Origin of the sequence: Actinoplanes sichuanensis (assembly GCF_033097365.1) — a bacterium.
Taxonomy (GTDB): Bacteria; Actinomycetota; Actinomycetes; order Mycobacteriales; family Micromonosporaceae; genus Actinoplanes; species Actinoplanes sichuanensis.
This window is the reverse complement of the sequence record NZ_AP028461.1, coordinates 6,010,658-6,023,020: the sequence shown is the minus strand read 5'-3', so window position 1 is coordinate 6,023,020 and position 12,363 is coordinate 6,010,658. Positions and strand designations below refer to the sequence as shown.

General features: G+C 70.4%; 13 protein-coding genes. 9 read left to right on the top strand and 4 right to left on the bottom strand.

Going from position 1 to position 12,363, the window contains the following annotated elements; all coding sequences use genetic code 11:
- Positions 1–47: 47 nt before the first annotated feature.
- Positions 48–1,463 carry a MocR-like pyridoxine biosynthesis transcription factor PdxR gene (gene pdxR / locus Q0Z83_RS27800; protein ID WP_317796954.1) on the top strand — a complete coding sequence of 472 codons (1,416 nt, stop codon included), beginning with the start codon at positions 48–50 and terminating at the stop codon, positions 1,461–1,463.
- Between the two features lie 48 nt (positions 1,464–1,511).
- On the opposite strand, the gene Q0Z83_RS27795 is transcribed toward pdxR, so the two are convergent.
- The gene (locus Q0Z83_RS27795) at positions 1,512–2,135 is read right to left on the bottom strand and encodes a DUF4360 domain-containing protein (RefSeq protein ID WP_317796953.1); all 624 of its coding nucleotides are present in this window, start codon (positions 2,133–2,135) and stop codon (positions 1,512–1,514) included.
- 361 nt (positions 2,136–2,496) lie between these two features.
- Here Q0Z83_RS27795 and Q0Z83_RS27790 point away from each other — a divergent pair, with 361 nt between their 5' ends.
- Positions 2,497–3,153 carry a DUF4360 domain-containing protein gene (locus Q0Z83_RS27790; RefSeq protein WP_317796952.1) on the top strand — a complete coding sequence of 219 codons (657 nt, stop codon included), beginning with the start codon at positions 2,497–2,499 and terminating at the stop codon, positions 3,151–3,153.
- A gap of 44 nt (positions 3,154–3,197) precedes the next feature.
- Here Q0Z83_RS27790 and Q0Z83_RS27785 read toward each other — a convergent pair whose 3' ends face one another.
- Positions 3,198–3,638 (bottom strand): hypothetical protein, encoded by a 441-nt coding sequence (locus tag Q0Z83_RS27785; RefSeq protein WP_317796951.1) that lies wholly within the window; start codon positions 3,636–3,638, stop codon positions 3,198–3,200.
- A 111-nt stretch (positions 3,639–3,749) separates the two neighbouring features.
- On the opposite strand from Q0Z83_RS27785, the gene Q0Z83_RS27780 reads away from it, so the two are divergent.
- Positions 3,750–5,546: a LamG domain-containing protein gene (locus Q0Z83_RS27780; protein ID WP_317796950.1), complete on the top strand. Its 1,797-nt coding sequence runs from the start codon at positions 3,750–3,752 to the stop codon at positions 5,544–5,546.
- 244 nt (positions 5,547–5,790) lie between these two features.
- Here Q0Z83_RS27780 and Q0Z83_RS27775 read toward each other — a convergent pair whose 3' ends face one another.
- Entirely contained in the window at positions 5,791–7,176 is a 1,386-nt protein-coding gene (locus Q0Z83_RS27775) for an MFS transporter (protein WP_317796949.1), read from the bottom strand.
- 67 nt (positions 7,177–7,243) lie between these two features.
- Between Q0Z83_RS27775 and Q0Z83_RS27770 the strand changes: the two genes are divergently transcribed.
- Positions 7,244–7,789 carry a TetR/AcrR family transcriptional regulator gene (locus tag Q0Z83_RS27770; RefSeq protein WP_317796948.1) on the top strand — a complete coding sequence of 182 codons (546 nt, stop codon included), beginning with the start codon at positions 7,244–7,246 and terminating at the stop codon, positions 7,787–7,789.
- Here Q0Z83_RS27770 and folP read toward each other — a convergent pair.
- Positions 7,786–8,583, bottom strand: a complete 798-nt coding sequence (gene folP, locus Q0Z83_RS27765; RefSeq protein WP_378079222.1) for a dihydropteroate synthase — start codon at positions 8,581–8,583, stop codon at positions 7,786–7,788. The two genes, Q0Z83_RS27770 and folP, sit on opposite strands and share 4 nt — an antisense overlap.
- Before the next feature lie 244 nt (positions 8,584–8,827).
- Here folP and Q0Z83_RS27760 point away from each other — a divergent pair, with 244 nt between their 5' ends.
- The 5 genes from Q0Z83_RS27760 (at position 8,828) to Q0Z83_RS27740 (ending at position 12,341) form a co-directional block, all read left to right on the top strand.
- Positions 8,828–9,514, top strand: a complete 687-nt coding sequence (locus Q0Z83_RS27760) for a hypothetical protein (RefSeq protein WP_317796946.1) — start codon at positions 8,828–8,830, stop codon at positions 9,512–9,514.
- On the top strand, positions 9,511–9,927 hold the full coding sequence (locus Q0Z83_RS27755) for a phage holin family protein (protein ID WP_317796945.1): 417 nt from the start codon (positions 9,511–9,513) through the stop codon (positions 9,925–9,927). Before Q0Z83_RS27760 ends, Q0Z83_RS27755 begins: the two co-directional genes overlap by 4 nt.
- Positions 9,903–10,487: a DUF3618 domain-containing protein gene (locus tag Q0Z83_RS27750; RefSeq protein WP_317796944.1), complete on the top strand. Its 585-nt coding sequence runs from the start codon at positions 9,903–9,905 to the stop codon at positions 10,485–10,487. The genes Q0Z83_RS27755 and Q0Z83_RS27750 overlap by 25 nt, the downstream gene beginning before the upstream one ends.
- A 73-nt stretch (positions 10,488–10,560) precedes the next feature.
- The gene (locus tag Q0Z83_RS27745; protein WP_317796943.1) at positions 10,561–11,514 is read left to right on the top strand and encodes a TIGR03557 family F420-dependent LLM class oxidoreductase; all 954 of its coding nucleotides are present in this window, start codon (positions 10,561–10,563) and stop codon (positions 11,512–11,514) included.
- A complete protein-coding gene (locus Q0Z83_RS27740; RefSeq protein WP_317796942.1) occupies positions 11,511–12,341 on the top strand; it encodes a glycosyltransferase family 2 protein in 831 nt (276 codons plus the stop codon). Before Q0Z83_RS27745 ends, Q0Z83_RS27740 begins: the two co-directional genes overlap by 4 nt.
- Positions 12,342–12,363 lie beyond the last annotated feature (22 nt).

The window sequence follows — 12,363 nt, the reverse complement described above, 5'->3', positions numbered from 1 at the left end:
ACATTGGCATCCTCCAAGAGCCAATTCCGCGTGATCTGAGAGGGCCAATGAGTTTCGAGGTGCACCTGGACGGGCCCGACGACCTGGTCGTTCAGGTGTATCGGCAGCTGCGCGAGGCGATCCTCGACGGACGGCTGCGGCCCGGCGAGCGGCTGCCGCCCACCCGGGAGCTGGCCCGGGCCACCGAGGTGTCCCGCAACACCGTCGCCACCGCGTACGAGCGGCTTGTCGCCGAGGGATTCGTGACCGCGCGGGTCGGATCCGGGACGTATGTCGAAGCCGGTGGTGGCCTCCGCCCCGCTTCCGTGACACCCGGCGGCAGCCTGCGCCCCCGCCCGATCTGGGCGTCGGAAACGGGGCCGGCTCCGCCCGTACCCCGCTATGACCTGCGGGTCGGAACGCCGGACGCGGACCTGTTCCCGCTGGCGGCCTGGCGTCGGTTGGTCGGTCGGGAGACGCGGCTCACCACCCTGATCGAGGGCCGCCGGGCCGGTCCGGCCGGAAACCCGGCGCTGCGCGCGGCCGTGGCCCGACGCCTGGGGACCGCCCGGTCGGTCCGGGCCACCGCCGCCGACGTGCTGGTGACCAGCGGCGCCCAGCAGGCGTTCGACCTGATCGGCCGGGTGCTGCTGGCGCCGGGCGACGTGGTCGCCGTGGAGGATCCGGGATATCCGCAGGTCCGTGCGTTGTTCCAGACCCAGGGTGCGAGGGTGGTCGGCGTCCCGGTGGATTCGCGGGGCCTGATCGTCGACGCGCTGCCGGCCGACGCCCGACTGGTTTACACCACACCGTCGCATCAGTTCCCGACCGGCGTGACCATGGCCCTGGCCCGGCGACGGGAGCTGCTCGCCTGGGCCGGGCGGCACGACGCGGCGATCGTCGAGGACGACTATGACAGCGAGTTCCGTTTCGCGAACCGGCCGCTGGAGCCGCTGCACAGCCTCGATGCCGCGGGCCGGGTCGTCTACGTCGGATCGTTCTCCAAGACCATGCTGCCGGCGCTGCGGCTGGGGTTCCTGATCGCCCCGGCCGGACTGCGCCCGGCGCTGCTTCGGGCTCGGGAGGTCACCGTCCAGCACAGTGATCCCGGCACCGAGGCGGCGCTCGCCGCGTTCCTCGACGAGGGGCTGTTCGCCAGGCATCTGCGTACCGTCACCCGGGTTTACGGCGAACGCCGTGCCCTGCTTCTCGGTGCCCTGCGTGGTGAGCTGTCCCGGTGGCTGGTCCCGGTGCCGTCGACGGCCGGCCTGCACCTGACCGCCCACCTGCGCCCGGAGGTCCGGACCGGGGCCGCCACCGTGGTCGGACGCGCCGCGCGGGCCGGGGTGGCGGTGCAGACGCTGGCGCACTTCGCGATGGGGCCGCCTGATCGGGACGGTCTGGTGATCGGCTTCGGATCGGTGGCGACCGATCGGCTGCCGGTGGCGTTGCGCCTGCTGTCCGGCTGTTTCGATGCGGGGTGAGCCGGTCCCGGCTGGCGGTGACGGCCAGCCGGGCGGAGTGGCCAGGAGTCAGCAGGAGGACAGGCTGAAGTTGAAGAGCGTGTCGACGTCGCCCTCGGTGACGTTCATCGACATGCTGTTGGTGCCGCTGGAGGTGCCGGCGTCGACCCGCAGCTCGGTGTTGATGTTGAGCACGCTCTGCGAGCCGCACTCGGCGTAGGTGAGCACGGGCGCGACGTCCCACGTGGTCCAGAGACCGTTCAGGGGGCCGGTGAACGTCACGTCCTTACGCTCGGTGGTGGACGTGCCCTGCCAGTAGTAGCTGGTGCGCTGGAGGGCGCTGGCGCCGGAGCGGAGGAAGGCCTTGCCGCGGTAGTTGGCCGAGGCGATCGCGATGGTCCAGCCGTCCGGGATGGTCACCAGGACGCCGAGCTGGCAGTTCTTGCGCCTGTCGACGACGGCGGCGCCGCCACCGGCTTCGGCGACGAAGTCCCGGTATTTGACGCGGAATCCGGTGTTGTCGCCGTTGCTGACGACCGAGGCGGTGCCGGGGGCGCAGCCCGAGCCGTTGCTGGCGATCACCTCGACGGTGATGGCCGGCGCGGCCGCGGCGGCCTGGGCGGGGGCGGCGGCGAGCGGGACGGCGAGGGCCGTGGTCAGCACGGCCGCCATCACGCGATTGCTGTTCTTCATGGACTTCCTTCCGGGGAACGGGTGGGTGCCACAGTATGGAAAATCTGGAACCATTCCAGAACGGCGGTCAGCGCATCCGCGACCACCGTAGTGGCGGCCCTATCGTATTTACAAGGATGAATTACTTATTGATCTCCGCGGGGTCGTGCAAGTTGCATTGACGCTGGTCTCGTCGCCGGGCAAATATGCTTATTTCGCTTAAAGCGTGTTCTAGTTTGCCAGCTTTTGCCAGGTTGATGCCTTGCCCTCCTCTTTATCGATGGACATCAATAGGTGCTCCTGCGAGGTGTACGGCTGTTGACTTCTATTGACATGCATCAATAGCTTGGGCCCGTCCGTTCCCGTCCCCGAAGGGGTGAAAATGAAAAGGTTGTTAACCCGTGGCGTGGTGGCGCTGGCGCTTCTCGCGTCCACGCTGCTCGGCGCCACGCCGGCGTCGGCGATCATCGTCATCGTCGACCCGCCGCCGACCGGTGAGATGTCCATCGAGTTGGTCGCCATGGCCGGTTCGGGCTGCGCGCCGGGCACCGCCGACGTCGCCATCTCGCCCGACAACTCCGCCTTCACCGCGATCTACAGCGCCTACCTGGCGCAGGCGGGCCCGAACATCGCGGTCACCGAGAACCGCAAGAACTGCCAGCTCAACGTCCTGGTCCACGCGCCGGCCGGATTCACCTTCGCGATCGCCAAGGTGGACTACCGCGGCTACGGGTACCTCCAGCGCGGCGCCGTCGCGCAGCAGCGGGCGAACTACTACTTCCAGGGTATGACGGTCGGCAGCTACGCCAACCACGCGATCGCCGCGCCGCTGGACGACAACTGGATCGCCAGCGACTCGGTGCCGATCGCGTCGCAGGTCTTCCGGCCCTGCGGTGAGCAGCGCAACCTCAACATCAACACCGAGCTGCGCGTCACCAAGGGCACGTCGACCGACGTCAGCTACCTGACGATGGACTCCACCGACGGAAGCATCGAGACCATCTACCACTTCTCCTGGATGCGCTGCCCCACCAAGTAACGCGGAACGGTGGTGGCGAATCCGCAACGTTCGCCACCACCGAACTACGTACAGGTGCCGTCGATCTTCTGGCCGATCGTGGCGAAGTCGCCGGTCAGGAAAGCCTTCGGATCGCCCTGCCGGGAGGCGTTCGCCAGGGCGTCGGCGATCTGGCCGGCGGCGGCGCGCTGTGCGGCGTCGGTGCTCCGCTCGCCGGCCGCCGAGATCTGGGCGGCCATGTCGGCGAAGGTGTGCTTGAGGCCCTCGGCGTCATCGTTCACGGTGTGCTCGGCCAGCCGGACCGCGCCCTCGGTGAGGACCTTGTAGACGGCGGTGCACACATACTCCGGCTGCCCGGCCGACGCCGAGGGGATCGGGGCGATGCTCACCGGGGCCGGCAGTGATCCGGCCGGGATCTCGATCTCGACCCCGTCGCAGCCGGCCGCGAGCGCGGCCGAGGCCATGACCAGGGCGGCGGTGACGGCGGTGCGGCGACGATGCGGCACGACATTCCCCTCCTTCGATGACGTACGCCGGAGCATAGTGCCCGCCGCGACTTTTGCCGATCTCGGAAGTTAGCTACCTACGTGGCAAATATCCCCAAACAAGGCAAAAGGGTGCTGCGTCGTGCGATCATCACCGGCGTCGCGACGGTTCTCGTCGCAGCCGGTGGCACGGCCTTCGCGGAGATCGTCTCCTCACAACCCTCCGTCACCCCCTCGTTCAACGGTCCCGTCTATGCCGTCGCCTACGCCGGGGACACCGTCTACGTGGGTGGCGACTTCACCACCGCCTCGGCCGGCGGCAAGGCCCAGCCACGAACCCGGTTGGCCGCCTTCGACGCACGTACGGGTGAGCTGCGGGACTGGAAGCCCGTCGCCGACGCCAACGTCCGGGCCCTCGCCGTCGACCGGGGTGTCGTCTACGCGGCGGGTGACTTCGACACGGTGAACGGCGAGGCCCGGGACGCGGTCGCCGGCATCGACGGGTCCGACGGTCGGGTGACGTCACTGAAGCACGTCGTGGCCGGGCAGCCGAACGCGATCGCCGCCGGACACGGGCGCATCTACCTGGGTGGGCGGATCACCGCGGTGGACGGGCGGCCACGGGCCAACCTGGCCGCGTTCACCGCCGAATCCGGTGCGCTCGACGCGTGGGCGCCGACCACCGACGACACCGTGAACGCGCTCGCCGTCACCACCGACCGGGTCTACCTCGGGGGAAGCTTCCACAAGACCAACGACGTGCGCTCGACACTGCGGCTCGCCGCCGTCGACCCGGGCACCGGCGCGCTCGACAAGACGTTCCTGCCGAAGCCGGTCTCGCAGGTGTTCGCGCTGGCCGCACACGACGACGGGGTGTACGCGGCGCTCGGCGGGCAGGGTGGGCGGGCGGTGTCGTACACCCGGGACGGTCAGACCCGCTGGACCCGCGTGTTCGACGGCGACGCGCAGGCGGTGACCGTGCTCGACGACACCGTCTATGTGGGCGGGCACTTCGACAAGGCCTGCACCACCACGAACAACGGGACCCGCGGCAGTTGCACCGACGGTTCGGTGATGCGGGGCAAGTTGGCCGCCGTGGACCGCGAGGGCAACCTTCTCGAATGGGCGCCGCAGGCCAACGGCGTGGCCGGCACCCGGCAGTTGGCGGCCAGCCCGTGGCTCGGCTCGATCAGTGCGGTCGGCGACTTCACCCTGGTCGGCGGCATGAGCCGGAAACGGTACGTCGAGTTCTCCGGCGTCGCGCCGCGCACCGAGTCGGCCACCCTCGCCGCGGATCACGTCGCCGCGTACAACTTCGACACCACGATCGCCGACGGGACCTTCGACGACGGGTCCGGGCACGGCCACCTCCTGCGGACGGTCACCCGGCACGGCGCCATGCCGCGGATGGTCCCGAACGGCAACGGCCAGGCCCTGGCCTTCCCGGCCAAGTGCGCCGGCGACGACTGCCCCCGGCTCATCCTGCAGACCGGCGACACCGACGATCTCAACCCCAAGGACCGGCCCCTTCGGTACGGGGCGGGTGTGCAGTTGTCCCCGGCGGAGACCGGCCGGGGCGAGAACATCCTGCAGAAGGGCTACTCGAAGGGTGGCGGGCAGTACAAGCTGCAGGTCGACGGGCTCTCCGGCAAGCCCAGCTGCGGGATGAGCGACAAGACCGGGACCACGGTGTACGTGGCGCGTAGCCGTACCTCGGTGGCCGACGGCGAGTGGCACTCCCTGGAGTGCCGGCGCACCGGTCCCACGCTGGCCATCCTGGTCGACGACCGCCTCGAGTCGGTGGTCGCGGTGCCGGTCGAGCTGTCGGTCGAGACGCACGAGCCGTTCACCGTCGGCGGCAAGGGTGTCGGGCAGAACAACGACCAGTTCCACGGCACGCTCGACGACGTGTGGGTGCAGATCGGTTAAGAGAGAGGTGAAAAGCCCCGGCGACCGTTTGTGGACGGCAGACAGGCCGCCGGGGCGGGAGGCGTGTGCCGGTCGGAGGGCCGGCACACGCTGCTCACTTTCACGGGTCCCGCGCCGTCCGGTCCGGGGAGAGCGTGGCGTGATCGGATCCGGCGAGGACGGTGCCGGGGACCACACGATTACCGGGCGGCGCAGAATTGAAGGTCATCGTTGCAGCCATGTTGCGTACGCGCAACAGGATGTTTCAAATCTTGCCGGGCAACCTGGTGGCCACCAGTGCGCCGACCGCGAGGACGGCGGCTCCGGTCAGGACCGCGGGCACCACGCCGTCCACGAAGTCCTGACCGCTCGCGAACCCGCCGTGGCTGCTGAAGATCGAGGAGAGCACGGCCACCCCGGACGCCACCCCGAACTCGCGGATCGTGTTGTTCGCCCCGGACGCCACCCCGCGCTGCTGCTCGTCGACGCTGGCCAGGGTGATCGTGCTGATCGGTGCGAAGGTCAACCCCATGCCGACACCGGCCAGCAGGAACGCGCCCACGAAGTCGGAGTAGCTCGCACTGGTCGAGGTGGCCAGCCCGATCCACAGGATGCCGGCGGCCAGGAACACCTGCCCGGCCACCACCAGGTTGCGCAGCCCGAGCCGGGCTCCGAAGATGCCGGCCAGCGGGGCGACCACCATCGGCGCAGCCGTCCACGGCAGGGTCCGCAGCCCCGACTCCAGCGGGGTCAGTCCCTGCACGACCTGGAAGAACTGGGCGAGCAGGAAGACCGACCCGAACGCGCCCGCCGAGAACGTCAGCGTCACCACGTTGACCAGGCTGAACGACCGCGACCGGAACAGGCTCAGCGGCAGCATCGGCGCCGGGTTGCGCGACTGCCAGACCAGGAACGCGATGATCAGCGCGGTGCCGGTGGCGAGCATGACCGGCACCCGGCCGGAGGTCCAGCCGTGGTCCGGGCCGTCGACGATGCCCCAGATCAGCAGCAGCATGCCGCTGGACGACAGCAGCAGGCCCAGCGGGTCGAGGCGGCGCGCGCCACCGCGGGACTCGTCCAGCACGATCGCGGCCAGGATCAGCGCGCCGACGCCGATCGGCACGTTGACCCAGAAGATCCAGTTCCAGGTGAGGCCGTCGACGACCGCGCCGCCGATCACCGGGCCGAGCGCGACACCGAGGCCGGTGATGCCGCCCCAGATGCCGACCGCCGCGTTGCGCAGTCGATCCGGGACCGCGGCCGCCAGCAGGGTCAGCGAGAGCGGCGCGATGGCCGCGCCGCCGATGCCCTGCACCGCGCGGGCGGCGGTGAGCTGCCAGGGCTCGGTGGCCAGGGCGGCCGCGGCCGAGGCCGCGGTGAAGACGGCGATGCCGAACAGATACATCCGGCGGCGGCCGATCCGGTCACCGAGCGCGGCCGCGGTGAGAAGGAAGGCGGCGAACGGCAGGGTGTACGCGTTGACGAACCACTGCAGGTCGGCGATCGAGGCCCCGAGCTCGGTGCGGATGACCGGTAGCGCGGTGCTGACGACCAGGTTGTCCAGCGCGCCCATGAAGGCCGGGATGCCGACGGCGGCGATCACCAGCCCGAACGGGCGGGTTCGCGTGGGTTTCGCGGCGAGGGTGGTCACGATGCTCCCCGTAGTTGTAATCGACTGATAACTAACGAAGGTATGCATCGACTGATAACCTGTCAACATGGTTCGGACCCGCCTCACCGCCCAGGAACGCCACGCGCAACTCGTGGAGGCGGCTGTCACCGCCTTCGCGCAGGGCGGTTATGCAGGCACGACGACCGACCAGGTGGCCCGGATCGCCGGGGTGTCACAGCCGTATGTGATCCGCATCTTCGGTTCGAAGCAGGAGCTGTTCCTGGCCACCATGCGCTATGCCAACGAGCGCGTGCAGCAGATGTGGCGCGCCGCCGCCGCGCAGGATCCGAGCCTGCGCGGGCTGGGCATGGCCTACAAGCAGCTGCTCGCCGAGCGTGACCTGCTGGTGGTGCTGCTGCACGGTTTCGCCGCGGCGGCCGACCCGGGCCTGGGCGACGCCGTCCGCAAGTGTTACGGCGACCTGTTCACCCTGGTCCGCGACCTGACCGGCGCCTCAGCCGAGGAGGCCCGCGACTTCTTCGCCTCCGGGATGCTGATCACGGTGCTCGGTGCGATGCGGGTGCTCGGCCCCGACGCCGTGCCCACCCAGCCCTGGATGGCCGACCTGCTCGGCACCCTGCCCTACGACTAGATGTTGTGGCGGGTGTAGGCGGGCTCGCGCCACCCCAGCATCGCCTCGGTCATCCGGATCGCGTCGGTGGCGGCCTTCACGTCGTGCACGCGCATGATCCGGGCGCCCCGGGTGATGCAGAAGACCACCGTGGCCAGGGTCCCGGCGAGCCGCTCCTGCTGGGGGCGGTCCAGGGTCTCGCCGATGAAGTCCTTGTTGCTCAGCGCCGCCAGCATCGGGTAGCCGATCGCCGCGATCTCGTCGAGCCGGCGGCACAGTTCCAGCGAGTGGAAGGTGTTCTTGTTGAGGTCGTGACCCGGGTCGATGATGATCTGGTCCGGGCGGACCCCGCGGGACAGCGCCAGCTCCACCTTCGCCCGCAGGAACGCGCCCACCTCGTCGGTGACGTCGCCGTATCGCGGGCTCGGGTACTCGGTGCGCGGCGCGGCCAGGCTGTGACAGATCACCAGCTGCGCGTCGGTGCCGGCGACCGCGTCGGCCATCGCCGGGTCACGCAGTCCGGACGTGTCGTTGACGATCCCGGCGCCCGCCTTGATCACCGCGGTGGCGACCTCGGGACGGAACGTGTCGACCGAGACCCCCGCCAGCCCGCGCGCGGCCTCCACGACGGGCAGCACCCGGTCGAGTTCCTCGGCCGCGGTGACCTCCGGGCCCGGCGCGAACGGCACCCCGCCGATGTCGATCCAGTCGGCCCCGTCGGCGGCCGCCTTCGTCACCGCCTCGGTCGCCTTCTCCAGCGCGAACGTGCGGCCCCGGTCGTGGAACGAGTCGGGCGTGCGGTTCACGATCGCCATCACGACGACCTGGCGGGAGAAGTCGTAGGTCCGGCCGCCGATGACCCGCGGGCCGAGGAGTTCGCTCACGGTTGGCGACCCTAACAAAGACCTTCCGGACGGCGAGGCGGTACGCCGTACCCAAGATCATTGGTTTTAAGGCTCGGGTTTTCGCGCCATTCACCACAACCGGTGACGAGTCAATCGCCGACGGGCGGGTAGCTCACTGGCTGTACGCATTCCCCTCGGTTCGGGAGGAACTACCATGAGTGACGTATCACCGGCACGGCAGGCGGCCTGGGAGGCCGTGAGCGACGTGACCGGCACCGCCCGGGAGCAGGCCCAGCGCGTCGGCTCCGAAGCCCGCACCCAGGCCCGCAACGTGGCCACCGAGGTCCGCGACAAGCTGAGCGAGCAGGCCCGTACCCAGAACAGCCGTCTCGTCGGCGGCATCCGGCAGACCGCCGACCACCTCGACGAGATGCGCGGCGAACGATCCGACTCGCCGGCCGCCGCGGTGGTCGCCCGGGTCGCCGAAGGTGGCCGCCAGTTCGCCGACTACCTGGACCGCAACGGGCCCGACGGGGTGCTCCGCGAGGTCGAGGACTTCGCCCGCCGCCGCCCGGGCGCGTTCCTGGCCACGGCTCTGGCCGCCGGATTCGTGGTCGGCCGGCTCGGCAAGAGCGTCGCCAAGGCGGACCCGGATGCCGGCGCCGCCAAGCCCAGCACCGACACCTACACCGAGTCGGCCGGCTACCCGGCGGCCTCGGCCGGCACCACCGGCTACCCGGCCGCGTCCACCGGCTACCCGAGTGAGACCGACGAGACCCTCGCCTACGTGCCCGCCTCCACCGGCACCGGCTATGTCACGCCGGCCACCACCCAGTACAGCGGCACCGGTACCGGAACGCCGTCGGTCGTCGCACCCGGTGACCCGGAGTACCGGTCATGACCACGCCGTACCGTAACGAGTCCGCCGACCGCGTCGAGCAGACCTCGATCGGCGAGATCATCGGCAACATCAGCGACGACCTCTCCCAGTTGTTCCGGCAGGAGGTCGAGCTGGCCAAGGCCGAGATCCGGCAGGAGGCGACCAAGGCCGGCAAGGCGGCCGGGATGCTCGGCGGCGCCGGATTCGCCGGCTATCTGGCCGTGGTGCTGCTCAGCTTCGCGGTCGTGTTCGGCCTCTCCAACGTGATGGACCCCGGCTGGGCGGCCCTGATCGTCGCGATCGTCTGGGGCGCGATCGGCGCAGTCCTGTTCGTGAACGGCCGCAAGAAGTTGAAGACCGTCGACCCGGTGCCGCGCCGCACCGCCGAAACCCTGAAGGAGGACGCCCGATGGCTGAAGAACCCGACCAGCTGAGGCAGGACATCGAGAGGACGAGGGCGTCGCTCACCCGCGACGTGGACCTGCTGGCCGAGAAGACGAGCCCGCGCCAGGTCGCCCGGCGACGCTGGACCGCGGTGAAGGAGAGCGTGATGGGCACTGCGGAGGACACCCGGCACACCGCGCACGAGCAGGCGCACCGGATCAGTGAGAAGGCGTCCGGCCTCACCGACACCGCGGGGGAGAAGGCGTCGGCCGCCGCCGACCGGGTGAAGGAGGCGCCGCACGCGGTCGCCCGGCAGACCCGGGGCAATCCGGTCGCGGCCGGCATCATCGCCTTCGGAGTCGGCCTGCTCACCGCCTCGCTGATGCCGGTCACCGACGCCGAACGCCGGGCCGGGCAGCAGCTCAAGGACCACAGCGGTGACCTCACCGACAAGGTCAAGGACGTGGCGAGCGATCTCAAGGAGGAGATCGGCGGCACCGTTCAGGAAGCCGCCGGCCAGGTGCGCGAGACGGCCCGTGACGCGGCGCAGACCACGAAGGAGACGGCGCGTTCGGACGCCCGGGACGTACGGCACGCGGCAACCCCCTGACCGAGCACGGGACAGACGTGGCAGCGCCGACTGCCACGTTTGTCCCGTTCCTACGAGGGAATCGGGCAGCACCATGAGAATCGGATACAAGCTCGCGGCCGAGGGGTTCGGGCCGAAGGAACTCGTCCGGCAGGCCGTCCGTGCCGAGGAGGCCGGGTTCGACTTCGTCGAGATCAGCGACCACTACCATCCGTGGCTCGACGTGCAGGGACACTCGCCGTTCGCGTGGAACGTGCTCAGCGCCATCGCCGCGCGGACCGACCGGATCGGGCTGGCCACCGGCGTCACCTGCCCCACCGTCCGATACCACCCGGCGATCATCGCGCAGGCCGCGGCGACGCTCGCGATCCTGTCCGACGGGCGGTTCACGCTCGGTGTCGGGTCGGGGGAGCGGCTCAACGAACACGTGGTCGGGCAGGGGTTCGGCAGCGTCCGGGAACGGCACGAACGCCTTCGCGAGGCGCTCGACATCATCAACCTGCTCTGGTCCGGCGGCTACCAGTCGTACCAGGGGAGGTATCTGCAGTTGGAGGACGCCCGCGTCTTCGACCTGCCGGAGACACTCCCGGTGATCGCCGTCGCGGCGGGCGGTACGGCAGCCGCCGAACTCGCCGCCACCCACGGCGGTGGGCTGTTCGCCACCGAACCGCGCGCCGATCTCGTCACCACCTTCACCGGTCACGGCGGTCGGGGGCCGAAGTACGCGGAGATGCCGGTGGCCTGGGCGCCGACCGAGGCGGAGGCGATCACCGAGGCGCACCGGACCACCCGCTGGGCGGTGACCGGCTGGAAGGTGATGGCCGAACTGCCCAACCCGGTCAACTTCGAGGCCGCGTCGGCGACGGTGACCGAGGACGACGTCCGTGGTCTGCTGACCGCCGGCCCCGACCCGGAACCGTATGCGGCCCGGTTCAACGACTACACCGACGCCGGATTCGACCACATCGTGCTGATGAACACCGGCCCCGACCCGGACGGCTTCTTCGACTTCTTCGCCAAGGAACTACGCACGCGGCTGACCCGGTGAACAGCGACCGGGTCACCGTGGTGGTGGCCACCCGCGACCGGCGGGAGCGGCTGTTCGAAACCATGCCGGAGCACCGTGCGCCGGTCATCCTGGTCGACAACGCGTCCACCGACGGCAGTCCGGAAGCGATCAGTGCGGCCTTTCCCTCGGTCGAGGTGGTCCGGCTCGCCGAGAACCGGGGCGCCGCCGCCCGCAACGAGGGGGTACGGCGGGCCGGCACCCCGTATGTCGCGTTCGCCGACGACGACTCCTACTGGGCCGAGGGCTCGTTGGCCCGGGCGGCCGCCCTCTTCGACGCCCATCCCCGGTTGGGTCTGCTCACCGCGCGGGTACTGATCGGCCCGGACGGACGTCCGGATCCGATCTCGGTGGCTCAGGCCGCCGCGCCCCTCGGTGTTCCGCCGGGCGCTCCCGGTCCGTCGGTGCTGGGTTTCCTCGCCTGCGCCGTCGTGGTCCGGCACGAGGCGTTCCTCCAGGCAGGTGGTTTCGAGCCGCGTCTTTTCGTGTACGGCGAGGAGGCGCTCCTGGCCATGGACATGACCGCCGCCGGTTGGTGGCTCTGCTATGCAGACGACCTGGTGGTACGGCACTTCCCGCTCCCGGCCGGGCGTGACGACGGCGCCCGGCACCGCATCGAGTCGCGTAACCGCCTGCTCACCGCCCTGCTCCGCCGGCCGCCCTCGGTGGTCGCCCGCACCGCGGTGGCCACGTTCCGGGAGTCACCGACCGCGGTGTGGGACGCGGCCCGGGCTCTGCCGTGGGCGTTGCACCACCGCCGCACCCTGCCCGGTCCGGTGGAGGCCGCCCTGGGCCGCCTGGGCGGCTGACCGGTGCGGACGGCGGCGGTCG

What these genes read in the sequence shown, in the direction of transcription:
- Q0Z83_RS27770 (WP_317796948.1), top strand. Translation starts at nt 7,244, where the DNA reads ATGGTTCGGACCCGCCTCACCGCCCAGGAACGCCACGCGCAACTCGTG.
- Q0Z83_RS27750 (WP_317796944.1), top strand. Translation starts at nt 9,903, where the DNA reads ATGGCTGAAGAACCCGACCAGCTGAGGCAGGACATCGAGAGGACGAGG.
- Q0Z83_RS27760 (WP_317796946.1), top strand. Translation starts at nt 8,828, where the DNA reads ATGAGTGACGTATCACCGGCACGGCAGGCGGCCTGGGAGGCCGTGAGC.
- Q0Z83_RS27745 (WP_317796943.1), top strand. Translation starts at nt 10,561, where the DNA reads ATGAGAATCGGATACAAGCTCGCGGCCGAGGGGTTCGGGCCGAAGGAA.
- folP (WP_378079222.1), bottom strand. Translation starts at nt 8,583, where the DNA reads ATGGCGATCGTGAACCGCACGCCCGACTCGTTCCACGACCGGGGCCGC.
- Q0Z83_RS27790 (WP_317796952.1), top strand. Translation starts at nt 2,497, where the DNA reads ATGAAAAGGTTGTTAACCCGTGGCGTGGTGGCGCTGGCGCTTCTCGCG.
- Q0Z83_RS27795 (WP_317796953.1), bottom strand. Translation starts at nt 2,135, where the DNA reads ATGAAGAACAGCAATCGCGTGATGGCGGCCGTGCTGACCACGGCCCTC.
- pdxR (WP_317796954.1), top strand. Translation starts at nt 48, where the DNA reads ATGAGTTTCGAGGTGCACCTGGACGGGCCCGACGACCTGGTCGTTCAG.
- Q0Z83_RS27755 (WP_317796945.1), top strand. Translation starts at nt 9,511, where the DNA reads ATGACCACGCCGTACCGTAACGAGTCCGCCGACCGCGTCGAGCAGACC.